Source organism: Sporobacter termitidis DSM 10068, assembly GCF_900130065.1.
Taxonomy (GTDB): domain Bacteria; phylum Bacillota; class Clostridia; order Oscillospirales; family Oscillospiraceae; genus Sporobacter; species Sporobacter termitidis.
This window is the reverse complement of record NZ_FQXV01000002.1, coordinates 37,868-61,995: the sequence shown is the minus strand read 5'-3', so window position 1 is coordinate 61,995 and position 24,128 is coordinate 37,868. Positions and strand designations below refer to the sequence as shown.

Annotated in this window: 24 protein-coding genes; 15 read left to right on the top strand and 9 right to left on the bottom strand. The window is 57.0% G+C overall.

All coding sequences use genetic code 11. From position 1 onward, the window contains the following. Positions 1-256: 256 nt before the first annotated feature. The 8 genes from BUB60_RS03890 (at position 257) to sfsA (ending at position 8,214) form a co-directional block, all read left to right on the top strand. Entirely contained in the window at positions 257-658 is a 402-nt protein-coding gene (locus BUB60_RS03890; RefSeq protein WP_143162258.1) for a hypothetical protein, read from the top strand. Positions 659-708: 50 nt separating this feature from the next. Further along, on the top strand, positions 709-963 hold the full coding sequence (locus BUB60_RS03885) for a hypothetical protein (protein ID WP_073076351.1): 255 nt from the start codon (positions 709-711) through the stop codon (positions 961-963). A gap of 29 nt (positions 964-992) precedes the next feature. Further along, on the top strand, positions 993-1,193 hold the full coding sequence (locus tag BUB60_RS03880) for a hypothetical protein (protein ID WP_073076350.1): 201 nt from the start codon (positions 993-995) through the stop codon (positions 1,191-1,193). A gap of 59 nt (positions 1,194-1,252) precedes the next feature. Continuing rightward, a complete protein-coding gene (locus tag BUB60_RS03875) occupies positions 1,253-3,934 on the top strand; it encodes a molybdopterin-dependent oxidoreductase (protein WP_073076349.1) in 2,682 nt (893 codons plus the stop codon). Next, complete coding sequence (locus BUB60_RS03870) at positions 3,931-4,800, top strand: 4Fe-4S dicluster domain-containing protein (protein WP_073076348.1); 870 nt, start codon at positions 3,931-3,933, stop codon at positions 4,798-4,800. Before BUB60_RS03875 ends, BUB60_RS03870 begins: the two co-directional genes overlap by 4 nt. 288 nt (positions 4,801-5,088) lie before the next feature. After that, complete coding sequence (locus BUB60_RS03865) at positions 5,089-6,282, top strand: thiolase family protein (protein WP_073076347.1); 1,194 nt, start codon at positions 5,089-5,091, stop codon at positions 6,280-6,282. 122 nt (positions 6,283-6,404) lie between these two features. Next, positions 6,405-7,211, top strand: coding sequence for an SDR family NAD(P)-dependent oxidoreductase (locus BUB60_RS03860; protein WP_073076346.1), 807 nt, complete (start codon positions 6,405-6,407; stop codon positions 7,209-7,211). 283 nt (positions 7,212-7,494) lie between these two features. After that, positions 7,495-8,214 (top strand): DNA/RNA nuclease SfsA, encoded by a 720-nt coding sequence (gene sfsA / locus BUB60_RS03855; RefSeq protein WP_073076345.1) that lies wholly within the window; start codon positions 7,495-7,497, stop codon positions 8,212-8,214. A 30-nt stretch (positions 8,215-8,244) separates the two neighbouring features. Here sfsA and BUB60_RS03850 read toward each other — a convergent pair whose 3' ends face one another. The 5 genes from BUB60_RS03850 to BUB60_RS03830 form a co-directional block, all read right to left on the bottom strand. Further along, the gene (locus BUB60_RS03850) at positions 8,245-9,069 is read right to left on the bottom strand and encodes a CPBP family intramembrane glutamic endopeptidase (RefSeq protein WP_073076344.1); all 825 of its coding nucleotides are present in this window, start codon (positions 9,067-9,069) and stop codon (positions 8,245-8,247) included. Between the two features lie 100 nt (positions 9,070-9,169). Beyond that, positions 9,170-10,042, bottom strand: coding sequence for a helix-turn-helix domain-containing protein (locus BUB60_RS03845; RefSeq protein ID WP_073076343.1), 873 nt, complete (start codon positions 10,040-10,042; stop codon positions 9,170-9,172). A gap of 63 nt (positions 10,043-10,105) precedes the next feature. Then, complete coding sequence (locus BUB60_RS03840) at positions 10,106-10,426, bottom strand: MGMT family protein (RefSeq protein ID WP_073076342.1); 321 nt, start codon at positions 10,424-10,426, stop codon at positions 10,106-10,108. Further along, positions 10,423-11,472 carry a serine hydrolase domain-containing protein gene (locus BUB60_RS03835; RefSeq protein ID WP_143162257.1) on the bottom strand — a complete coding sequence of 350 codons (1,050 nt, stop codon included), beginning with the start codon at positions 11,470-11,472 and terminating at the stop codon, positions 10,423-10,425. Before BUB60_RS03835 ends, BUB60_RS03840 begins: the two co-directional genes overlap by 4 nt. A gap of 179 nt (positions 11,473-11,651) precedes the next feature. After that, positions 11,652-12,461 carry a MerR family transcriptional regulator gene (locus BUB60_RS03830; protein WP_073076340.1) on the bottom strand — a complete coding sequence of 270 codons (810 nt, stop codon included), beginning with the start codon at positions 12,459-12,461 and terminating at the stop codon, positions 11,652-11,654. A gap of 349 nt (positions 12,462-12,810) precedes the next feature. Between BUB60_RS03830 and BUB60_RS03825 the strand changes: the two genes are divergently transcribed. The 7 genes from BUB60_RS03825 to mobB all read left to right on the top strand — a co-directional run bounded on the left by BUB60_RS03825 (position 12,811) and on the right by mobB (position 18,681). Continuing rightward, the gene (locus tag BUB60_RS03825) at positions 12,811-13,698 is read left to right on the top strand and encodes a cyclase family protein (protein ID WP_073076339.1); all 888 of its coding nucleotides are present in this window, start codon (positions 12,811-12,813) and stop codon (positions 13,696-13,698) included. Positions 13,699-13,776: 78 nt separating this feature from the next. Continuing rightward, positions 13,777-14,742 (top strand): 3-hydroxyacyl-CoA dehydrogenase family protein, encoded by a 966-nt coding sequence (locus BUB60_RS03820; protein WP_073076338.1) that lies wholly within the window; start codon positions 13,777-13,779, stop codon positions 14,740-14,742. A gap of 36 nt (positions 14,743-14,778) precedes the next feature. Beyond that, a complete protein-coding gene (locus BUB60_RS03815) occupies positions 14,779-15,690 on the top strand; it encodes a beta-keto acid cleavage family enzyme (protein ID WP_073076337.1) in 912 nt (303 codons plus the stop codon). Positions 15,691-15,762: 72 nt separating this feature from the next. Next, positions 15,763-16,410: a CoA transferase subunit A gene (locus tag BUB60_RS03810; protein WP_073076336.1), complete on the top strand. Its 648-nt coding sequence runs from the start codon at positions 15,763-15,765 to the stop codon at positions 16,408-16,410. A gap of 14 nt (positions 16,411-16,424) precedes the next feature. Continuing rightward, on the top strand, positions 16,425-17,090 hold the full coding sequence (locus BUB60_RS03805) for a 3-oxoacid CoA-transferase subunit B (protein ID WP_073076335.1): 666 nt from the start codon (positions 16,425-16,427) through the stop codon (positions 17,088-17,090). Between the two features lie 195 nt (positions 17,091-17,285). Further along, positions 17,286-18,194 (top strand): LysR family transcriptional regulator, encoded by a 909-nt coding sequence (locus BUB60_RS03800; protein WP_073076334.1) that lies wholly within the window; start codon positions 17,286-17,288, stop codon positions 18,192-18,194. Position 18,195: 1 nt separating this feature from the next. Next, positions 18,196-18,681, top strand: a complete 486-nt coding sequence (mobB, locus tag BUB60_RS03795) for a molybdopterin-guanine dinucleotide biosynthesis protein B (RefSeq protein WP_073076333.1) — start codon at positions 18,196-18,198, stop codon at positions 18,679-18,681. 242 nt (positions 18,682-18,923) lie between these two features. On the opposite strand, the gene BUB60_RS03790 is transcribed toward mobB, so the two are convergent. The 4 genes from BUB60_RS03790 to BUB60_RS03775 form a co-directional block, all read right to left on the bottom strand. After that, positions 18,924-19,634 carry an MBL fold metallo-hydrolase gene (locus tag BUB60_RS03790; protein WP_084726226.1) on the bottom strand — a complete coding sequence of 237 codons (711 nt, stop codon included), beginning with the start codon at positions 19,632-19,634 and terminating at the stop codon, positions 18,924-18,926. A 135-nt stretch (positions 19,635-19,769) separates the two neighbouring features. Next, entirely contained in the window at positions 19,770-21,137 is a 1,368-nt protein-coding gene (locus BUB60_RS03785; protein ID WP_073076331.1) for a sugar ABC transporter substrate-binding protein, read from the bottom strand. Positions 21,138-21,198: 61 nt separating this feature from the next. Continuing rightward, positions 21,199-22,236, bottom strand: coding sequence for an ABC transporter permease (locus BUB60_RS03780; RefSeq protein ID WP_159435338.1), 1,038 nt, complete (start codon positions 22,234-22,236; stop codon positions 21,199-21,201). Further along, entirely contained in the window at positions 22,220-23,758 is a 1,539-nt protein-coding gene (locus BUB60_RS03775) for a sugar ABC transporter ATP-binding protein (protein WP_073076330.1), read from the bottom strand. Before BUB60_RS03775 ends, BUB60_RS03780 begins: the two co-directional genes overlap by 17 nt. Between the last annotated feature and the right edge of the window lie 370 nt (positions 23,759-24,128).

The following is a 24,128-nucleotide window of genomic DNA, read 5'->3' as shown; positions in this document are numbered from 1 at the left end:
TCATTATAAATGTTCTGACGTACCTAGGACAATGTACAGTATGCCGATTTGGTCCGTGCCGTTTTGTTATGTTTATCAGGACGGCATGGAGAAAACAAGAAAATATTGTCATCAAGAATATGTAGAAGAGGAACATTCGAGCATAATAAGGGTGTCACGAAGGGTGCCACGGCATACCGGCGGCGGGATGGTCATTGCCGCCGCGTGTTTTGCTGTGCGCCTGCCCAAATCAATGAATGGCGGAGTATTGAAATATATGGAAGAAGTCAACCTCAGCAGAATACCGAAGGACGGCGGCAGAATGTTGGAGGAGCTCGGCAAGGGCAACATGGTCATCGTCCGCTCCAAGAATGATTTCCTCTATATCATGGACTTTGACCGCAAGTTTCACATGTTTTCTCATACACCGGGCGCGCCGGGCGGCGGGCAGAAGCAGTTTGACAAAGACGAAAAGCATACCGCCGTTATAAAAAAGCTGGCCGATCTGTCCGACCACGTCTATATGGCGGAGTTCGACAAGGGGCTCAATCTTTACGGCGTCATGGTCAGCGCGGAGGAAGGCATACTGTCTCTGTATCCCGGCGACGACCGCGACAGCGACGCGGATATCGAGTTTATTATTCCCGAAAAGAACAAAACCGACGACGACAAGCAATAATCTCGCGATTACCCGGCGAATTAAGAATACGAGAACAGGAGGAAGAGAGAATGGGAAGTAAAGTTTCAACCGGCAATACCCAGGAGCTCAAGAGCGCCATGACAAAGTGGCTGAAGGAGTTCCCGGGCGAGCTCATCTGTGCCAGACAAATCTGGTATGAGGGCCTGGGCGGCTGCGGCGTGCCGAATCCGACCGATGTGGAAGCCATGGAAGCCGTTCTGAACGGCCTCGGCGATTGGAAGAACGTCGGGACCCAGCGCTATGAGAAATTCGGCGGTCAGAACAGCTGGAAACGCGTCCAGTAATCAGGATTTGGCTGAAAGGAGTTGTTAAAATGGCCAACACAATGATGATTCAGCACATGTTCAAGCTTAACGGCCTGTACAAGACGCCGGACGGCAAGGTGCTGAAGGTTGTCTGCTCAGAGGTGTACAACCTCCGCTGCTTTGAAATCGTTAACGGCAATATGGTCGGCGGTATGATCAAAATCCACCCGACGTCCGAGCTGGCAAAATCACTCGTCGAGGTGCAGTGACCTCACGCCGGCGGTAAGGCGCCGGGCATATATTCAAACTTGAGCGAGGAGGAAAGAAAATGGCTGAAAAAATAACACACAGCGTTTGTGTAGGCGGCCCCATCGCTATACACACGGTCGACGGCGTCATCCGCCGAATCCGGCCGATCGTTTTGGATGACAACGACCCGAAGGGTTGGGTTATTAAAGCCAGAGGCAAGGAATTTACACCAGACCGGAAGGTGAAGCCGGCGTTCATTGCCCTGACGGAAAAAAATCGCGCCTATTCTTATGACCGCATCCGCTATCCGATGATCCGCGAGGATTTCGTCGAGACGCCGGACGGTAAAAACCGCAACGCCGAAAACCGCGGCAAGTCCGGCTACCGCCGCGCCACCTGGGACGAGGCTCTCGACCTCGTGGCCAGGGAGATCAAACGCCTCCAGGCCACATACGGCAAAGAGACGGTGACGGCCTGCACCGGCTCCCACCACTCCTGGGGCCTCGTGGGCTACAAGCTCTCCACCTTTGCCCGCTTCTTCAGAATGTTGGGCTACACCGAAATCAAGGACAATCCGGACTCCTGGGAAGGCTTTACCTGGGGCGCCCCCCACACCTACGGCTACTACTGGCGCCTGGGCGGCACGGAAGCGTTCGACCTTCTGGAAGACGGCCTGCAGAACGTGGAGACAATGATCATGTGGTCCCACGACCCCGACACCACGCGCGGCGGCTACGCCGGCAGCGAGTCGACCCTGTGGCGGCACTGGCTCAACGACCTGGGCGTCCAGTTTATCTATATCGATCCCTACAACAACTTCTCCTCCGTCAAGCAGGCGGACAAGTGGTTCGGTCCCCGCCCCGGCACGGACGCGGCGCTCTGCGAAGCCATCGCCTATGTCTGGATCACCGAGGGCAGCTACGATAAGGACTATATCGCCAAGCACGCTCACCGTTTCGACGAATGGGCCGACTATATCCTCGGCAAGGGCGTTGACAAAACGGCGAAAACGCCGAAATACGCCGAGGCGGAAACAGGCATTCCCGCAGCCGACATCAAGGCGCTGGCACGGCGCTGGGCCTCCACCAAGACCATGGGCGGCTCGGGCATGCGCGGCGGCTTCGGCGGCGTGTGCCGCACGGCCAACGGCACGGAATTCGCCCGTCTGATGATCCAGCTCTTCGTCATGCAGGGCATGGGCAAGCCCGGCCAGAACATCTGGGCGGGCACCACAGGCGCGCCCATGGATTACAATTTCTGGTTCGGCGGCTACTCGGACCCCCTCTCTCAGATCGCCAACCAGCCCATCGCCGACAAGACGGCGGTGAACTGCGTGATCCAGAAGCTCTACCGCCCCAACGTCCCCGACGCGATCCTGGACGGCCACTACGAGTGGTACGGCGAGGGCTTCTGCGGCGGCGGCATCGACCTGGAGTTTACGGAGCACATCTATCCCGAGCCGGGCTATAACAAGGTCCACATGTTCTGGCGCTACGGCGGCTGCTTCATGGGCACCATGCTGGATACCAACAAGTGGGTCAAGATGTACAAGTCCCCCGAGCTGGAGTTTGTCGTCAACCAGGATATCCACTTCCACGGCGAGGCACGCTTTGCCGACGTGATCCTGCCCGCCTGCACGAATCTGGAGCGGTACGATATCGGCGAGCTCTGCAACTCCGGCAACGGCGGCTATCAGTCCCACTCCCAGACCGGCAACAGCTGGCAGATCGTCATCTTCCAGGACAAGGCCATCGAGCCCTTGTGGGAGTCCCGGTCCGATTACTGGATCTTTGCGCAGGTGGCCGAGCGTCTCGGCTTCGGTCAGGAGTTCTCCGAAGGCCGCACCGAGCTCGACTGGTGCAAGCGCTTCTGGGAAAAATCCGACCTGTGCGAGAAAATCTCCTGGGAGGACTTTACCAAGAAGGGCTACTATGTCGCCGGCGTGCCGGAGGAGTGGGAGCGCCACTTCGGCTTCCGCTGGTTTGCCGAGGGCTATCCCTGCGACACACCCAACCACAAGCCGTGCCAGGAGGAGGGCAAGCTGGGCACCTTTACCGGCAAGTTCGAGTTCGTCTCCGAGAGCCTTCTGTACTGGGCGCCCAACGACGAGGCCCGCACGCCCATCGCCACCTACAAGCACAGCTGGGAGGGCCACCACTCCATCAAGGCGCGGAAATATCCCTTCCACCTGATCACGCCGCACCCGCGCTTCGACTATCACACGCAGCACAACGAGTCCACGCCGTGGTTCTGGGAGATCCCGGAAAACCGCGTGTATATCAACGGCAACCCCTACCTCGTCGCCCGCATCCATCCGAAGAAGGCCGCCGAGAAGGGCATCAAGGACGGCGATATGATGCTGCTGTTCAACGAGCGCGGCTCCGTTTTGTGCGTGGCGCGCGTCACCTACCGCGTTGAGGAAAACACCATTCACGCTTACGGCTCCTCGGGTATCTACAATCCCGTTGACCCGGGCGAAACCTCCATGGACATCGGCGGGTGCGTCAACATCCTGTCGCCGGGCAGACTGATCGGCGATATGGTGCCGGGCATGGCGCCGAACTCCACCCTGCTGGACGTGTGCAAATACGAGGGCCCGATCCCGGACAGCCAGTGCTTTGAATACAAGCTCGATGCCGTCGCCAAGGATGCCGATCCTGACGCGGAGTCCTGCAAGGAGATCATTGAAGGCCACGGCTTTGAAAAGATTCAGGCCAAGGTCAGAGCGTCCTATCTGAAGAAAGGAGCTGCAGCGAGATGAGATTAGGTATTGCAGTTGATTCCCGTATGTGCATGGCCTGCTACTGCTGCTTTACAGCCTGCAAAGACGAACACTGCGGCTACGCCTCCAAGCTGAGCGCGGCACAGCCCATGATGGGCCAGTACTGGATCGACGTGCGCGAATGGGAACGCGGAGACGATTCCCGCCACATCAAGACAGCCACGGTCCCCACGCTGTGCGCTCACTGCCAGGACCCCGCCTGCGCCAAGGTTGCCAAAAACGGCGCCGTGTATAAAAGACCCGACGGCATCGTCATCATTGACCCCGAAAAATCCAAGGGCCAGAAGGCCATTGCCGACGCTTGCCCCATCGGCGCCGTCTACTGGAACGAGGAATATCAGATCCCCCAGAAGTGCACCATGTGCGCCGAGCTTCTGGACGATCCCGAATATCTGGCGTACATGGGCGACCCGAAGTTCAAGGTGCCCCGCTGCGTCGAGGCGTGCCCGAACCACGCCCTCTATTTCGGCGACCTGGACGACCCGAACAGCGAAATCTCCAAGGCGATTGCCGAAAACCGCGTGACGCCGCTGGAGCCGCTGGCCGGCAAGGAGACGAACGTCAAATGGCTGAACGTCCCCACGGTTTTCCTGGCCGGCACGGTCTATTATCCGAAGGAGACGGAAGAGGTCGTCATCGGCGCAAAGGTCAAGCTGACGTGCAAGGAAACGGGCGAGACCTGGGAGGCCGAGACGAACTATTTCGGCGACTGGGAAGTTGAGTTCCTGCCGAAGAACAAGAACATCGACGTGGAGATCACCTTTAAGGGCTATAAGCCGGTCAAATGCTCCGCGCACACGGACATCGACCACTATACCGGAATGACATATCTGGAAAAGGCATAAACTGTGCGCAGCGTTTCTGTGCGGGAGACTGAGTCTCCCGCACAGATAACGGGTTTGCAGGGGCTGAGGCCCGGCATCGTTTTTTCTCGCCAGCGGTGTCTCAGGCGCCGCGTCAGGCATCGGCGCGGCCTCTGAAATGCCGCTGACGGGAAAAAACCCAGGCTCTCCGCAAGAGAAAGAGCGCTTTGCCCGGCGGAGACGGCATACATGTATACCGGGAAAAGGACAGGGCGCCATATCAAGTTTGAGGCGGGCTTTCGCTCCCCTCGCATTTAAGGAGTTTTTAGCATGCGTGATGTAGTCATCGTGGAAGCCTGCCGGACGGCCGTGGGCTCCATCGGCGGAACACTGAAGGGCGTCCCGGCCGAGGAACTGGCCCGCGTCGTGGTCCAGGGCATTCTGGACAGAAGCAAAATCGATCCGAAGGAAATCGGCGAGGTCATCATGGGCCACTGCCGCCAGACGTCGGATAACCCGAATATCGCCCGCATCGCGGCCCTGCGCTGCGGCATCCCCGAGGAAGTGCCGGCGCAGACCGTTATGCGCCAGTGCGCCTCCGCCATGACGGCCGTTCTGGACGGCGTCATGAGCATCCAGGTCGGCGACAACGACGTGGTCCTCGCCGGCGGCACGGAGAGCATGTCCACCGCCGTCTTCTATATCCGCGGCGCCCGCTACGGCCTGGGCACCGGCAATACCACGCTGGTGGACGCGCTTACCGAGGGCCAGTTCCAGAGCCAGCCGCAGGAGACATACGGCAGCTTTAACATGGGCGCGACGGCCGATAACGTGGCCGCCAAGCTGAACATATCCCGCGAGGACGCCGACAAGTTCGCGCTCCAGAGCCAGCAGCGCGCGGCAAAGGCCATCAAGGAAGGCAAGTTCAAGGACGAGATCGTCCCCGTCGTTATCCCCCAGAGAAAAGGCGACCCGATCGTTTTCGAGGTCGATGAGTTCCCGAGGGAAACGTCCCTGGAGAAGCTGGCAAAGCTGAAACCGGCCTTTACAAAAGAGGGCGTCACCACCGCCGGCAATTCCTCAGGCCGCAATGACGGCGCCTCCGCCGTGCTCATCATGTCCGCCGACAAGGCCAAGGAGCTGGGCCTCAAGCCGCTGGCACGTTTTGTCAGCTACGCCACCACCGGTCTTGACCCGCGCATCATGGGCCTGGGTCCCGTGGAGGCCACCAAGAAGGCGCTGAAGAGGGCGAACCTGACGCTGAAGGACATCGAGCTCATCGAGCTCAACGAGGCGTTTGCCGCCCAGTCTCTCGGCTGCATCCGTGAGCTCGGCCTCAATCAGGAGATCATCAACGTCAATGGCGGCGCCATCGCGCTGGGCCATCCGGTTGGTTCCTCCGGCTGCCGCATCATGGTGACGCTGCTCAGCGAAATGCGCCGCCGCGGCAACAAATACGGACTGGCCACGCTCTGCATCGCCGGCGGTATGGGCCAGGCAACGGTCCTTGAGGCGCTGTATTAATAGAGCCTTACGGCCGGTAATCCGACTAAATTCTCTCGCCGCGCCGCTGGCGCGGCGACGGAACTTAATAGCATACATCCTTTAATAAACGTAATCTTATTGTTTTGAAAGGAGCAAATATCATGGCAAACAAACTTTTTGACCTCACCGGCAAAACGGCCGTCGTCGTTGGCGGCGCGGGCGGACTCGGACAGGCGATCGCAGAGGGCCTCGCGGAGGCGGGTGCGAAGGTGCTCATCTCCAGCCGTAAAGAGGATTCCCTGAAAAAGGCGCAGGAAGAAATCAAGGCGGCCACCGGCGTCACCGTGGCGTACAGCGCCGCCGACGCGACGAATGAGGCGCAGGTTGAGGCCCTCGTCGCGGACGCGAAGAAGCAGTTGGGCGGCAAGATCACCATTCTCGTCAACGCCCAGGGCTTCAACAAGAAGCAGGACGCGCTCGACTTCGATATGGACACGTTCCGCCAGATGCTCGAAGCCAACGTCGTCAGCTTTATGATGACCGCCAAGCATTTCGGCCGCCACTTCAAGGAAAACGGCTACGGCAAAATCGTGAATCTCTCCTCCGTCCGCGGCAAGATCGCCACGAAGGGCACCGGCAACGCGGGCTATTGCACCACGAAGGGCGCCGTCGACATGCTCACAAAGCAGCTGGCCTCCGAGTACGGCCCCTTCGGCGTGACGGTCAATGCCATCGGCCCGAACATCACGGCCACCCCGATGATGGTCCCGGTGTTTGAGAAGCGTGCGGCGGAAGCCGGCGTCTCCGTCGAGGAATATCTGAAGCAGCAGGGCTCCGGCAACCCGATGCGCAAGATGGGCATGCCCGAGGACATCGTGGGCACCGCCATCTTCCTGGCGTCCAGCGCTTCCGATTTCATGACTGGCAACATCCTCTATCCCGACGGCGGCCTCACCGCGATCGGCTAAGAGTACACAAGATTTAACAAAACATAAAGATCAAGGGAGCTTCCGAGAAGGAAGCTCCCTTGATTATAGCCGGCGCGGTATAAATAATGTATAATAGACCCAAAGAATCGAATCGAGGTGAAACATATGGTTTCAGCATCCTACTTGGCAGGGTTCGCTTTCTTACTGCCGCTTTTGGAGATCGGACTGATGGTTTGTGGCATTATCGCCTTGATTTATGCGATAAAAGCGCTGCAGATTTATATCAAAAAAAACAGATTCTAAGCAGACCGGAGGAGTGCGAATGATCTATGAAAACATCCGTCGGGCGGTCTTTTTGGACCGCCCGAACAGGTTTATTGCCAATATTGAGATTGACGGCGGGAGCGAGGTCTGCCATGTGAAAAATACGGGCCGCTGCCGGGAGCTGCTGATACCCGGGACGGCAGTGTTCGTGCAGGATTTCGGCGGCCCTCTGGGCCTGCCGCGCGCCCGGAAAACAAAGTATGACCTCATCGCCGTACAGAAGGGCGAGCGGCTGATCAATATGGATTCCGCCGCGCCGAATAAGGTCTTCGCCGAGTGGGTACGTGCCGGGGGACTGTTCCGGGAGGTCACGCTTCTCCGGCCGGAGTACCGCTATGGCAGCTCACGCTTTGATTTTTACATCGAGGCCGGCGGCCGCCGCGCCCTGGTGGAGGTCAAGGGCGTCACGCTGGAGGAGGACGGCGCGACCCGCTTTCCGGACGCACCCACGGAGCGGGGCGTCAAGCACCTCCGGGAGCTTGTTTCCGCCGCGGCGGCGGGCTACGATGCGTACGCTGTCTTTGTCATCCAGATGAAAGGCGTGCGTTATATGGAGCCCAACTGGGCCACGCACGAGGCCTTCGGCAGCGCGCTGCGGGATGCATATCAGGCGGGGGTCAACGTCCTGGCCGTCGATTGTTTTGTGACCGAGAACAGTATCACGGCGGCGGAGCCTGTGGAGGTGCGATTGGGCAGGGGCGTAACGCGCAACCATTAACTTACGGTGAGTTCTTATGACGCACCTGTTCTATAGGCTGCCGGCCTCGCTGTCCGTCATTGGTGATACGCGCGCCGGCCTGCCGTATAACACCTTTTTATAGTTTACCAGTATGGCGATAACCGCAGCTGCGAGATAAAGCGCGGAGGTAACAGCGAACGACGCGATCGACTGTTCGAGCGCAACGAGGCCCATCAGGAAATTCATCAAAAAGTGAATCAGTATGGGGATGAGTAAATTGTGGCTCAAGCTATAAAACATTGTTATAAGAATAGATGCCGAGGTTAAGGATACGGTGAACAGCAGCCCATACCCGGCCACCTCCCAGCCTGCGTATCCGCTTAAAAACCATAGCGGCAGATGCCAGAAAGACCAGACGATTCCGACGATTATCGCAGCTTTCAGCGGGCTGTACTTTTTTGTAAGCGCATTGAGCAGATAACCGCGCCAGCCGAGCTCTTCGCCTGTGGCTCCTGTTATAATCGAATTCAGCAGCAAAGCGCCAACGGCGCCTGGCGCTATCAATAATTTTTGAAGGGGAAGCTTGTCGGTTATATTGAAATACAGCAAGGTACCCACGCAGGTGAGGCCCAATACGGCAAGTATCCACAGGACTACTGAAATTTTAATTTTTCCCGAAAACTGGCGTTTTAGAAAAGGCAGCAGCTTTTCATTTTTATACAGCTTACCAAACATGAATAAAATGACGATTGTCGGAGACCATGCGGAAATTATCTGCAAAACCGACGCAACCTCATCAAGCTGCAGTACCATTAAAAACAAGCCTATGACGCCAATAAACGCCCAAAAAAATAAATATGTAAAGATTACATATTTCATAGAAGCATTTTTCATGCGATCACCTTCAAAATACGTCGTACAACAAGTAAATTTGCTGCCGGTTTGATTTTAAAGGTGGGGGTAACCCCCAGGTCAAGAGCTTTTTTAAGTTTTTTTAGTCTTCTTCAATTGGCGCCCATGCCTCGAAGAACAGGCGCTCCTTTTGGTCCTGAAAAGCCACTAAAGCTATATTAATATATACAACACCCTTGAGCTTAACATTGTGTGCATCCGCCCACCGATATCCGCGTTCATGGATTTCACCGATCATTGCGTCGTCCGCGTCATTAAATCTGCCTGATTCCGTCACGGTATACATGCAGCTGCCGATATCCAGCAGTCCCGGCGGGGCTTTCCGCTCAGGCGCGAGCTTATTGACGATATACATTTTTGTACCGGTATAGCCGGTGCGGTCAAATGTGATTTCCCTGAGCATCTTGCCAAATAAGTCCTCGGCATTTTGGTCCATGATGCCAAGGGCTTTTTCGGGGTACTCTTCAAATGCCGTTATGGCCGAGAGCTCTCCCAGTATTTCATATACAGGCGCTTTCCGAATGGAAAAAACATTAAGACTGCTCTCAAACTCCGCATGGAAATCGCTCGTTTCCTGAAGCATTTTCAGAATTCTCTGCTCTTCCCTGAGCTTGTTTTCTATTTCCACCCGTTTACGCTCAAGGACACCATATATCTCAGATAAGGATAAGCCCTCTATTATTTGATGTATTTCGCTCAGGGTCAACCCGCGTTTTTTATAAAAATCAACGATAAGCAATCGGGTAAAATCGTAAGTGCTGAACTCACGATAGTTGTTATCCTTATTCTGACGCGGCTTTAGTAACCCGATCTTCTCATAGTGCCGAATTGTTTCTCTCGTAAGACCCAAGCTGTTGTACAAGTCTCCCGCGCGAAAAACCTTTTTGGCATTTTCGTGGTCCAGCCGATTGATGCCCTTAGCTTTCAGAAGATTATTCCCGGCGTCATTTTCCACAAATACAGCTCCTTAATAATTGCGCGGCTCCGGGCCGTGCCGATACGGCTTGAGGCTGCGGCTTCAGCCGTCGTGCGGCCCGTACCACATGAAACGCTCCAGGTCCACGTTGCCGTCGGGCGTAAACGCCACGCCCTCCATTTCTAAAAGCAGCCGGTGCGATTCCTTCCCCAGCGGCATGAAAGCGTCGGCCAGGCCGCCGAAGCGGTTCACTACCCGGTGGCACGGCACATCGGCCCCGTCGGGACAGCCGCTCATGGCATAGCCCACGACGCGCGACAGCCGCGGGTTGCCGATGAGAAAAGCGATGCGCCCGTACGTGGTCACCCGTCCGTACGGAATCTGCCGGGCTATATTATAGATTTGTTCAAAGGTGTTGTTCATGCGTCTTTGTTGTGATTGGGCGCGCCGCTTTCATTTTGCAATGTCTTCATCAGCTTCACACCCATGACGGTTGACGGTATTCGGTATTTTGGCGAACAGTTTGACAGTATAACGACACCGATTTGCTTTTCCTTGTCAAAAGCTGCGTAGCTGTTGAAATAACTCGTCCCGCCGTTATGCCAGATAATATTGTTTTTTGTATCGATAATCCAGCCGATACCGGCGGCGTCAAGCCGGATGTCCAATTTTTCATACTGCTTTGGCGTGGCGCCGATTTGGGCCAGGATATCATGCCCCTGAGCCAAATAGGGAAGTTCGCCGGACATCTGCAGCTTGATATAGCGCATCATATCACTGACGGTCGATGTCAGAGCGCCGGCAGGCGCGTAAGCGTCGTCTTCTTTCCAGCGCCAATAACCGCTGAGGTCACCCGTCCCGTCGCTTACCCTGGTGTGCTCAAGCCTGAGATCATTGGCGAGATAGTCGTCCATGAGCTTTGTATAGCTTGCGCCGTATACCTTTCCCAATACTTCTCCGATGGCGGCCATGCCGAAATTGGAGTATTTATAAGCGTAATCCTTGTCCTCCAGCGCGATATCCGCCAGCCTCTTGACGAGCATCTCACGATCAATGCCATAATAACTGTTCTTCTGCCCGCTAAGAAAACCGGTGATCATCGGCCACTCAAGATAATATTCTTTATAGCCGGAGATATGGGTGACAAGTCGGTTCAGCGTCGGATAATAACCTCCGCCGGGCAGGGCGATATATTTGCTGATTTCATCGTTTAAATTGACTTTCCCCTCGCTGATGGCCTTGCAGAGCAGTGCCGCGGTAAAGGTTTTTGTCAATGAACCGATTTCATAAACATGGTCCTCGCCTGGCAAAACCGAACCGTTTTTTCCATAGACGGTATACGTCGTTTCCCCGTTCCGGATGATGCCGACGGTAATAAGCGCTTTATCGTTATTCCGGGTTGTATAGGCCATCATTTCATCAAAGGTCATGGAAGGCAGCAGGCTCATCCGATATGAAGCATATGCCATAAAGGCGCCTGCGCCAAGACAGAGAATTATGACGGCAATAATAATCAGCCGAATGGCTTTCTTTTTTATAAGCTTCACGAATTACACCGTCAATTCCGTAAAATCCGGGCGTTCAGGGCGCAGATATATTATGCCGTCAGGGCGGGGTTTCAAGGACTGGCCCGGCATTATTGAGACGGTCAGTTCTCTTCTATCGGCAGCCAGACTTCAAAAAAACCTGTAATCTCGTCGTTTTCAACGACGCTGCAGGCGAGGTTGCCGAAGGCGGTGCCGGCGACCTTCAGGCTGTTCTTTTCGGCATATTCAGTGAGAAAATCCAGGTGGCGCGCCGTAAACCGGTCCTTGCCCGTCGAGGTGAACGCCGAATGAATGCAAAGCTGGGAGGGGATGTGCTTGACAGGGGAGCTGATCTCGATATTGAATTCCTCGACGTACTGCATGCCGATGGAAAAGCCCCAGGCGTAATCGTCGCCCTCGCCCATGAGGCCGTCCTCCGGGACCTCGAAGTACCGCCGCGAAAACGGCATAAACTTAAGCCACTGCCTGTTCAGCGTCTGCAGCTCGGAGTCGTTGTCGTAGATGGTGTTATAGCGGTTTAAATAGCGGACAAACTCGGCGCTGCGGCGGATGTCGCACTGGCCGAGATAGCCGCGCAGGCTCTTGAGGCTTTCGGCATATTTTTGGATACGCTGCAGGAGCAGCTCCTGGTAATGGATGGCGGCAAGGAGCTCATCGCCCCGGGCGGAGAGATTGTCCACCAGCGCGTCGTATGTATTCTGCGATACGATGTGCGCCACCTGCTCGATCCCAAAACCGAAATTTTTAAACCAGAGGCAGTCAATGAGGAAATTGATATCCCAGGTATCGTAATATCTGTAATTATTGTACGGGTCCTTCTGCGGCGAGACGACGCCCTTTTCCTCGTAATACCGGATCAGGTCGGGTGAAATCCCGAGGATTCTGGCCACATCCCCGATCTTGTAACGCACTGGCTTAAACCTCCTTTACGGCAACACATATGACAAAAACGCGCCTTCAGGCGCCTTTTCCGGTCAGATGCGTAATTTTGCTGACATTGCTAATATTATATCAGGATAAACGCCTGATATAATTTACCGCCGGCGCGGGACGGGCCGCGGCTTAAATTACAGCGTATGGGCACATTGTGCCCATACGCGCGTATAATAGCCGCTCTTACAGCCATTATAATCTGATATTTATTGAAAGTCCAATAAAATTAAATAAATTCCCTTGACTTTGGAATAGTCCCAAGGTTTAGAATCTTAATAGTTATACGCGCAGTTAACAAAATTCTACAATATTATTGGAGGTTATCATATGGCTTACATGCCGCTCGACAAGAGCAAGATGTATCTTGACAGGAACAAGATGACGAAGATTTACGATCTGTCGCAGCCCTGGGGCGTCGACACCCCGCTGTGGCCCTTCCCCGGTCCCCGTCAGGACCTCATCTTCCCCCGCGGCCAGTATCTCGGACGTTTTCACAAGAGAACGATGACCTACACCGGCACGCTTCACGCCGGCACCCACATGGACGCGCCGAACCACGTGCTCCACGAGGAAGAGGTTGACCGCGAGAGAAACGGCTATTCCCTCAACGAGATCCCGCTGGAGTACTGCGTCGGCACCGGCGTCATCCTCGACATGCGTTACCTGAAGGACGAGTTCGAAAAGAAATGGAAGACGGGCTTTGAGGACGGCCTCTGGTATGAGCTGCAGCCCGAGGACTTCGAGAAAGCCGCCAAGAAGGACGGCCTCGAGATCCGCGAAAACGACTGGGTCGTTGTGAACACAGGCTTCCAGCACTACTGGAGAAAGAACAACGACAAGTATTACAACTACTATCCCGGCATGGGCCCCACCGTCGCCAAATGGCTCGTGCACGAAAAGAAAATCAAGGGCATTTCCGGCACATGGGGCGCCACTGACGCGCCGCTGTGGCACCATCCGCTCAAGGAGCAGATGCCTTGGCTCGATACGGCTTACCGTCAGGCAACCGGCAAGGATCCCACCAAGGAGTTCCCGGATTATGAGCCTTGCCACAGAATTTTCATGCAGGCGGGCTGCTGCACCGTCGAAAACGCCGGCGGCGATATCGACGACTGCACCGGCAAGCGCATGATCGTTGCCGCGTTCCCGTTCCGCTGTGAAATGGCCGACGGCGGTTTCGTCCGGCTGGTTGCTTGGGAACAAGGGGCTTTCTAAGCATAATATGACACTTTTGCCCCACAAGCGCTCCTTGTGGGGCAAAATTTTCAAAAAGAGGCTAAAGAGGTTTATTAAATGAAAACTATCAACGACATAAAAAAGATCGCCGTTCTCGGCGCGGGAACCATGGGACCGGGCATCGCCCAGACTTTTGCGATGGGCGGCTATGAGGTAACGATGTGGACCCGCAGCGAGGCTACCCGCGAGAAAGCCAAAGACGCGCTTAAATCCAGCCTGAAGACCTTTGCCGAAGAAGGCGAAATCAAGGCCGCGGATATCGACGCCATTTATGCAAGGATCAGCTTCAAGGAAAACGTTGCGGAAGCTGTCAAGGGCGCCGATTTTATTATGGAGACCATCGTTGAGAAGAGGGAAGCCAAGGAAGAGCTTTACGCACAGCTGGCCGAAATCCTGCCCAGCGACGTTATCGTTGCCTCCAATACCTCCGCGCTCAACATTTTCGAGGTCATTCCGGCGAAGCTGCTGCCCCAGCAGATCATCTGCCACTGGTATGCGCCGCCTCAGCTCATTCCTCTTGTTGAGGTCGTCAAGAGCGAGCAGGCTCCTCAGGAGTATGCGGACATCGCCGTCAGCATGCTCAAAAAATGCGGAAAAACCGCCGTTCTGATGAAGAAGTTTATCCAGGGCTATATCGTCAACCGCCTTCAGCAGTGCCTCAACCGCGAGGTGTTTTACCTTATGGATAACGGCTACTGCGACGCGGAGGCTATCGACCTCGCCGCAAAGGCGTCCTTCATTCCCCGCGCCGTTGTTCTCGGCCTCCTGAAGCGCGCTGACTTCGGAGGACTGGACATGACCGCCAACAACTACAAGAACCGCAGCTACACCATGCCGGAGCATGGAGACGAGCTGCCAACTTCTCTTGCCAAGCTGGTTGAAGCCGGCGATCTGGGAATCAAAACGGGAAAGGGCTTCTACGATTACGAGGGCGTCGACATCGGCGCGCTCAAGACGAAGCGCGACAAGCAGCTGTTTGAGGTTTTCCGCCTTGCCAAGAAGTTCATGGATGACCCTGTGTGATCCATTAAATCATAATTTGAAAGGAATACAATAGTCATGCCGAAGAGCAATAAAGTCATCATCCAGGTCTGCCTGTGCGGCGCCGGCACAAAAAAAGAGCAGGCGCCCACCGTCCCCTACACCGCTCAGGAGCTTTCCGAGCAGATCGTCGACTGCGCCAAGGCCGGCGCCTCCATCGCCCACATCCACGTCCGCGAGGATAAGCTGGTAAACGGCGAGATGCAGATCGGCTACAAGTCCATGAGCCTGCAGAAATTCACCGAGGCCGTTGAGACGACCCGCGAAGCCTGCAAAAAAGCCGGTGTGGACATCCTCATAAACCTCACCACCTCCGGCGGCGAATACGAGGACGTCAAGCGCATCCAGCATCTGGGCGCCCTGCGCCCCGAGATGTGTTCCTTTGACCCCAACACCATCAACTGGGCCAACAGCTACATCTTCGAGAACAGCCCCCGCTTTTTGAACCTTCTGAGCCAGGAAGTCGTCAAATATGACGTCAAGCCCGAGTTCGAGGTTTTCGATACGGGCCACGTCGACAGCGTTATGTATTATGTCAACAAGCACAACATCCCTCAGCCCCCGCACATCCAGTTCATCATGGGCGTGGGCGGTTCCATGCCCGGCACCACTGAGAACCTGGCCTTCCTTGTGGGCAAGCTCCCGAAGGGCGCCACATGGTCCGTGTCCGGTATCGGCAAAACGCATATGTCAATGATGCTCGCCGGCCTGGCGCTGGGCTGCGACGGCCTCCGCGTCGGCCTGGAGGACAACATCTACTATTCCAAGGGCGTTATCGCCACCAACGTGCAGCTCGTCGAGCGTGCCGTTGAGCTCTCCAAGCTGGCCGGCCGCGAAATCGCCACCGCCGAAGACGCCAGGGAGATTCTCGGCATCACCCGTAATTGCCTGCGCGACGAAGTCACCCACGAGGCGACCTTTAAGGGATAAATAAGGGAAACGATGCTCCGGGTATCCGCCGGGTGCCCGGAGCGCTCGGCATATGAAAGGAAACTGACCCCAATGGACAAAGTAGTCTCCATTGACAGAGCCCTGGAAAAGCTGCATGATGGCTTGACAATACTCATTCCCGGCTTTGTCAACACCGGCGTGCCCGAGACACTCATCAAGGGTGTCATCGACAAGGGCTATACAAATCTCAACGTCATATCGAACAATACCAGCATCAAAGGGCGCGGCATCGGGCTCCTGGTGCACGAGAACCGCATCAGGCATATCACCTGCTCGCACATCGGCAGCAATACGGAGACCGTGGAAAAGGTGGTCGCCGGCGAGATCGACGTTACCTTTGTTCCTCAGGGCACGCTGTGCGAGCGCGTCCGCGCGGGGGGCGCCGGCATCGGCGGCATCCTGACGCCGACAGGGCTCGGCACGCCGATCGCCGAAGGCAAGCCGGTCATCGAGGTCGACGGAAAAAAATATCTCCTCGAAAAGCCGCTGCATGCCGACGTGGCGTTCATACACGCCTGGAAGGCCGACAAAATGGGCAATCTCGTGTACCGCAGGACAGCACGCAACTTTAACCAGATTTTCGCCACCGCCGCGGACCTCGTCATCGTCGAGGCCGAGGAGATCGTCGAGGTCGGCGCGCTGGACCCGGACGTCATCCATACGCCGGGCTGTCTTGTCGACATGATCGTTCGGGCTTGAGGAGGGCATCGGATATGGAATTGCAAGGAAGAGATCTGATTGCTTACAGAACCGCCAGATTTTTTGAGGACGGCGATCTTGTAAACCTGGGCATCGGCATGCCGACCCAGTGCCTGAACTTTATTCCCCAGGGCATCGACGTCTGGATCGACTCGGAAAACGGCGTTATCGGACTGACCGGCGCGCCGCAGGAGGGCGAGGAGTTCGACCCCAATGTTGTCGATGCCTCCGGCGCCGTCTCAAAGCTGCGCACGGGCGGCTGCTGCTTCGACAGCTTTACGTCCTTCGGGCTTATTCGCGGCGGCCACGTCGCGGCGACGGTGCTGGGCGCCTACGAGGTCGACCAGGAGGGTAACCTCGCCAACTGGACGGTGCCGGGCAAGACGGTGGCCGGCATGGGCGGCGCCATGGACCTGGTTTCAGGCGCGCTGAAGGTCATCATCATGACCGAGCACTGCGACAAGAGAGGAAATCCCAAGATACTTAAAAAATGCACGCTCCCGCTGACGGCGGCGGCGGAGGTCGATTACATCGTCAGCGAGCTCTGCGTGCTGCACCGCACGGAAAAAGGACTGGTGCTGGAGGAGCTCGCTCCGGGCGTTACCGCACAGGACGTTATCTCCAAAACGGACGCAGTCCTCATCATCCCGGAGACGATCGGGAGCATGATCAAGGAATAAACGCCGGCCGGGCATGTCCGCGTGACAAAACCGCCCGGACAGCCGGCGGCAATCACAGAGAGGAGGGGGTGGGCCCCTCTTTTTCTGTAAAAGCCCCATCTTGTACGCGCCGCCTGCAAAATGACGACGCGGCGATTGATTAATTGCGCGCGCGCCTTTATAATACTAACAAACAGTGACCGGGGAGGTGCGCCTTTGATCAACGAGGTTGCCGCAAGATGCTTTCTCACGCTTGCAAAGACACTCAGCTTCACGGAGACGGCCAAGCTGATGTTCATGACGCAGCAGTCTGTCAGCAAATATATCGCCAAGTTTGAAGAAGACGTGGGCTTCAAGCTTTTTATCAGGACGCATCACTACGTGATGCTGACAAAGGCCGGGGAGTATTTCTATGAGCTGTTCGCCAAATTTGACGAGGACTTCCTGAAGGTCACTGAAAAGACGAAGCAATATTACAGCACCATGTACAACGCCATTCGCATCGGCTATCTGGAGTGGCTGGAGATATCGTCGGAGATCAGCGCGGCATTTAAGAATCTGAAAAAGGAAAACCCGGAGCTGCGCTTCATCGGCGAGATGCACCCGCAGTACCAGCTGATCGAGCTCTTTATGGGGCGAAAGCTCGATTTGATCATCACCTACGCCGAGTTTGCCCCGAAGGGCACCGGCATCAAAAAAATGAAGGTTCTGGAAACGCCGCTGGTGCTTCTCGTCTCGCCGGAAAATCCCAAGGCAAAAGAGGGCGCTACGGTGGACGATTTCAAGGGCGAGCCGTTTATCAAGGCGGCGGCCAGCCATGAGACGAATTCGGAAAGCCGCGCGCGGGCCAGAAGGCAGTGCCGGGAGCTGGGCTTTACGCCGTCTGAGATCATCATCTCTCCGAATATCGAGTCGGCCTATATGGCGACAGAATTTGGCCAGGGCATCATGGTCTCCACGATGCTCAGCCGGATGAGCCTGCACAGCGAGCTCATCTGCTATCCTATCGGCAAGGCGGAGGAGCTGCAGTGCTTTTGGCATGAGGACCAGGAGAATCCCGCCGTGGAGGCCTTTGCCTCAAATCTTGAAAAGACCCATCAGTCTGACGACCTTGGAGCGAAATAGTATGAACATACCCGTTTATTCTTTTGTGGCCTTCTCCAACACAGGCAAAACGACGCTGCTCGAAAAGCTCATACCGGAGCTCAAACACCGGGGCCTCCGGGTGGCGGTCGTCAAGCACGACGCCCACGAGTTTGACATCGACCACGAGGGCAAGGACAGCTGGCGCATGACCCGGGCCGGCGCCGACGTGACGGCGCTCTCCTCGGCCACAAAAGCCGTCATCATGGAAAACCGGTTTATCCCCATAGACGAGGTCATCGAGCGCATCAGCGATGTGGACGTCATCCTGACGGAGGGGTACAAGCACGGCCCCTGGCCCAAAATCGCCCTCCAGCGCGGCGGCAACGGAAAGCCGCTGCCACTCCCGTCCGAGGAGTGTCTGGCCATCCTGTCGGACGTGCCGGTGACAACAACAAGACCCATTCTCGGCCTCGACGAGATCGAAAAGCTCGCCGATATCATCCTCGCGGACATGAAGGCCAAGTAAACAGACCGAAAAACATAGGGGCAGACTTGTGTCTGCCCTTTTCGTTATGTAAAGTGCGTTTCCGCAGGGGATGCTGTTTTCAGCGTCCCGGCTCCATGCCGCGCCGGCAAGAGCGGCGAGGGCAGAGACCCCGCCCTACGGCGTGAGACAGGTCTGTGGGGTAAAGGCTCTGCTCCTGCCTCCTTTTTGTCCTCGTAGGGGGCGATGAACACATCACCCCTCGGTCATTCCGTATCAAATCGTCAGTCGATCGTAATCTCCTGCAAAGGCTCGGACAATACGCGGACATCCAGTGGAGAAAGCCCGGCGGCGGCTTTGAAGGCGGCGGGGCGCCAGCCCCGGCTGTCGTCCTGGGCAAAGGGCAGGTGGAAAGCGGCCGTGTGCACCGGGGTAAGCACGTCCCGCACAAAGGCGCGGGGTCCGGCGCGGGTGATCCACGGGAAGTTCAGGAGGGCCAGGTCCGTCCGGCGGCCGGCGGTCAGCTCCAGGAGCATGTCGGACGCGGCCGCGGCGCAGTCGCCCGGGACGAGAACGGTAAAGCCCCCGATGTCAATAAAATATCCGTAATGGTACAGCAGCTTATATTTCGCGCCGTCGTGGGGCAGGCGCATGGCGTCGACGGTAATGCCCGGCAGCGATACCGTCTGGCGTTGCCCGGCCAGCACCACCGTACCGCCCAGATAGCCGACCGGCGCGATAAAAACGCTGGACGGCCACCGGCGGCGCGCCTTTCGCCAAAGCGCCGGGGAGACGTGGTCATAGTGCGCGTGCGTGGCCAGCACCAGGTCGGGCGGCTTGTCCCGGTACCTGTCCCAGACCGCGTCCAGCACCTCCGGGGGAACGGCGCTGAAAACCGGCACCTTGTCGCAGTGCAGCGCGTCGATCACGAGTTCCTTGCCGCCGGCGGACACGATAACGCCCGCGTTGGCTGTCAGGGTAATTTTGCATTTCAATATATTTCACCTGTCGTCATTATAGCAAGCTCTCCCGATGAATAAAAGCGCGGATTGAGGCGGCGCAAAAAGCGGCGGATGGCGGAATCTTTTCCGCCATCCGCTCAATCTGTTTTTTGGGGGCTCTGTCAGGGCTCAGCCGGCGTTTGCGGCGTTGTATTCGTCGATGGTCTGGAGCGTCCAGTCCAGCATCGGGGCAAACTCCAGGTTCGGGTCGTAATACTGGTCCACGTTGTCCACGTTGACGCAGTAGGTGGGCGTGTAGGAATTGGCCGGCAGGTCGTTGGCGTCAAAGCCGTCCAGAATGCTGTGGATGAGGTCGACGACGCCGGCGCCGGTATAGTAAGGCGCGTTGGTGCCGCAGGCGAGAATTTTACCGGCCTTGATGTTGTCCAGGGTATACTTGGCGGCGTCGGCCCCGCAGGCGACCAGCATATCCTTGCCCGGGGTGACGCCGTGCTGCGACATTTCCTGCAGGACGCCGGGGGACAGGGAGTCCGTCTCCACGAAGACAAGGTTCATGTCGGGGTGCGCCGTGAGCAGGTCACCGGCGGCCGTCTGGCCGGAGTTGGCATCGGTGGCGCCGGCGGCGGCGTAGCCGACCAGGTCGAGGCTGCCGTCAACCTTCGAGGAACCGGAATCGCGGCATTTGACCCAGGCGTTGTAGCCGTCCAGCGTGGCGTCCCACTTGGAGGCGTAGGGCTTGCCGTTCAGCTCGGCCAGTTTGTAGAGATACCCGCTGACGACGCCGCAGGGGCGGCTGTTGGAGTCTGCGTCCCCGGCGCGGCTGATGACAAAGCCCATTTTGAGCTCCTTGCCCTCATAGTCCTTGGACAGCTTTTCCGCCAGGTACTGGCCCACCACAAAGCCGGACTCAAAGCTGCCGGAGAGGACGGTGGTGACCAGCGGATAATCCGCCTTGGCCGCGGTGGGCCCCACCACGATCACAGGGATGCCCTGGCTGACGGCCTGCTGATAGTAGCTGGCGGTGGCGTCGATGTCCACGGCGTTGACGACGAGGAAGTCGACCTGCTGGGTCAGAAAGTTCTCAATCTGGGTCATCTGGGCGTTGACGTCAAAGTTGGCGACCTGATAAAGCAGCTTGTAGCCGTACTGGTCACATTTCTGCTGGGCGGATTTCAGCATTTCCGTAAAGAAGCTGGAGCCCTGGGAGGCGCTGGCCCAGCCGATGGTGATGGTGTCGCTGTTTGTCTTCTTCATGGGCAGGGCCTTGCCGACATCGGCGCGGCTGTCCAGATGGGCCGGCTGCAGGCCGCCCAGAGGCAGCTTATCCTCCATGGACAGGAGCTGCTCCAGGGCGGACTGGGCCGACGGCGGCGAAGCGGCCGGCGACGCGGGGGACGCGCTGGCGGTTTCCTGCCCGGATGACGTCGGCGCGGCGTCGGGCGGGGTGGTATTACTTGTACCGGCACAGCCGGTGAACAGGGCGGCGAGCATCAGTACGGACAAGGCGAGCGCCGGGAGCTTCAGACGATTTTCCATTCTACTTTACCTCCTAATTCATTGTCCCTATATATGAAGGAGCGGTCCTCCTCATATATCTCTACGCGTGCTTCCTGCTGCTCAGGCTCTTCAGCAGCACGGCCAGAATGATGACCGCCGCCTTGACGACCATCTGCGGATAGGACGCCAGGTTGATGAGGTTCATGATATTCCCGATGACGGCGATGATGAAAACGCCGATCACTGTCATGACAACGGTGCCCTCGCCTCCCATCAGGCTCGCCCCGCCGATGACGACGCCGGCGATGGTGGACATGTTGTAGTCCACGCCCGCCGTCAGGGCCGAGGCGTTGCCCGAGCGCGCCGTGATGATCACGCCCGCCACGCCGCAGAGGATACCGGACAGCAGATAGACGAAAAACAGATGCTTTTTGGAGCTGATGCCGGCCAGCTGCACCGCCGACTCGTTGGAGCCGATGGCGTAGACCATCCGGCCGAAGGTGGTGTACCGCATCACAAAATAGAAGATGATGACGATGACAAGGGCGAAGATGACGGCATAGGGAATCCCCAGCACGGTGGTTCCCGTGGAGAAGCCCACAAGGTCGGCGTAGCCGCCGCTCTTATTATCCAGCATCAGGGTGTTGCCCTTTGTTATTATGTAAGCGATGCCCTCCCCGGCGTACATCATTGCCAGCGTCACGATAAAGGCCGGCATCCGGAGCCTGGCGATCAAGAAGCCGTTCAGGGCGCCGAACAGCGCGCCCACGCCCACGCCGATGGCAATGGCGGCCCAGGTGTCCCAGCCGCCGGAAGAGAGGCCCCATTTCATCATGGAATAGGCCACCATGATGCTGCTCACCGCCGCCACGGAGCATACCGACAGGTCAATGCCGCCCGTGATGATCACCATCAGCATGCCCATGGCGATGATCAGATACGGCACCTGCTGCCGCAGCAGGGTGAAAATGTTCGTCTTGGAAACAAACAGCGGGGACAGGACGGACGCGATGATGCACAGGATCACGAGAATGATGATGGCGTTGTAGCGCATCAGGAAGGCCCGCAGCGACATCCGCTGCACGCCGCCGTCGCTTTTGACCTCCGCCATGGTTTTTTCCTTACTCTTCAGTTCCATTTGTCTTGACCCCCATTGCATATTGAATGATGTTGAGCTCTGTGAGCTCTTCCCTTGCAAGCTCTCCCACGCTGCGCCCTTCCTTGATCACCACAGCTCTGTCGCACATGCCGATGATCTCCGTCATCTCCGAGGACACCATCACCACGGCGTATTTCCGCGACACCAGCTCGTTGATGATTTTAAAAATCTCGATCTTCGCGCCCACGTCCACGCCGCGGGTCGGTTCGTCCAGGAACAGGACCCTTGAGTTGGCCGCCAGCATCTTGGCGATGGCCACCTTTTGCTGGTTGCCGCCCGAAAGGCTCTCCACATTGTTCATGGGGGAAGCCGTTTTGATGACGAGCTCGGAAATATATTTCTCCACCACCGGCGTTTCCCGCCTTTTCAGGACCCAGCCGGCCCGGGAGACAGTTTTTAAGCAGGACAGCGTAATGTTCTGGTAGATGGGCCGCCGGAGCAGCACGCCCTGATTCTTCCGGTCCTCCGGCAGAAAACCGATGCCGTGGGCGTACGCCTCCTTCGTCGAGCCCAGATGCAATCGCTTCCCCCGCAGCGTCACTGTTCCGCCGTCCAGCCTGTCGATGCCGAGAATGGCCCGGATACATTCGGTGCGCCCGGCGCCCACAAGCCCGCTGAGGCCCAGAATCTCCCCCTCCCGGACGCTGAAGGAGATGTCGCGCACCGCCGTGCCGGCCCGGATATGCTCCGCCGTCAGCACCACCTCGCCGATATCCGGCACCCGCGGCGGGAAAAAGCTGCTCAGATCGCGCCCGATCATCAGCGACACCAGCCCGTTTTTGTCGATGGCCTCTTTATCCACCGTGGTGACGTACTGGCCGTCCTTCAGCACGGTGATCCTGTCGCAGATACGGAAAATCTCGTCCAGCCGGTGGGAGACGTAGATGATGGACACGCCTTGTTCCTTCAGCTTCAAAAGCAGCCGGAAAAGCTGCTCCACCTCCTTGTTGGTCATCACGGCGGTCGGTTCGTCCAGCACCAGGACGGAGGCGTTCCGCGTCAGTGCCTTGCAGATTTCCACCACCTGCTGGTAGGCCACCGACAAATCGCCCACCCGCGCGGTGACGTCGATATTGCCGAAGCCGATATTCTCCAGAAACTCTCTGGCCTTCTTCCGCATCGCTTTCCAGTTGACGAAGCTCTTGTCGCGGAAATCGTCCAGCAGGATATTTTCCGCCACCGATAGATGCTGCACCAGCGCGAATTCCTGATAAATCACCGAAACGCCGGCCAGGATGCCGTCCTTCGGGTCGCCGAAGCATACGGTTTTGCCGTTTAGCCGCACCTCGCCGCTGTCGGGCATATGTACGCCGGAGAGCACGCGGATCAGCGTCGATTTCCCGGCGCCGTTCTCACCCACCAGCGCGTGAATTTCGCCGGGCAGCACCTGCAGCTGCACATCCTGCAGCGCCCGGACGCCTTCAAAGCTCTTGCAGATGTGCCGCATATCCACCCGATAACCGTTTTCGGACTCTACCGCCGCCGCCCGGCTTTCCGCCATGACTTTCACACCTTTCCAAAGATTTATAAACAGCCGCCGCTGAAAGAATATTCCGTAAATTTATATATGAGCATTAAGGTAATAATTTACATTATAGTAATTATTATACAATAAGATAAGCCCGGTGAAAAGAGGTTTTTTATGAAACGGACAAAGGCCGGACGGCGCGACAATAAAAATCCCGCATGAAAGCAGCACTTTACATGCGGGAGCGATTGTAAATAAGTGGGCCTTTTAACAGGGGGAAGCTGCGTATACTATGCATTATTTGCCGCGAAAAAACAGATATTTGGTCTGATGGCAAATGAAGGCAAACAAAAATGCGCTGAATAGTCAGAATAATACTGTGGATACTAATGTTGTAAAACAA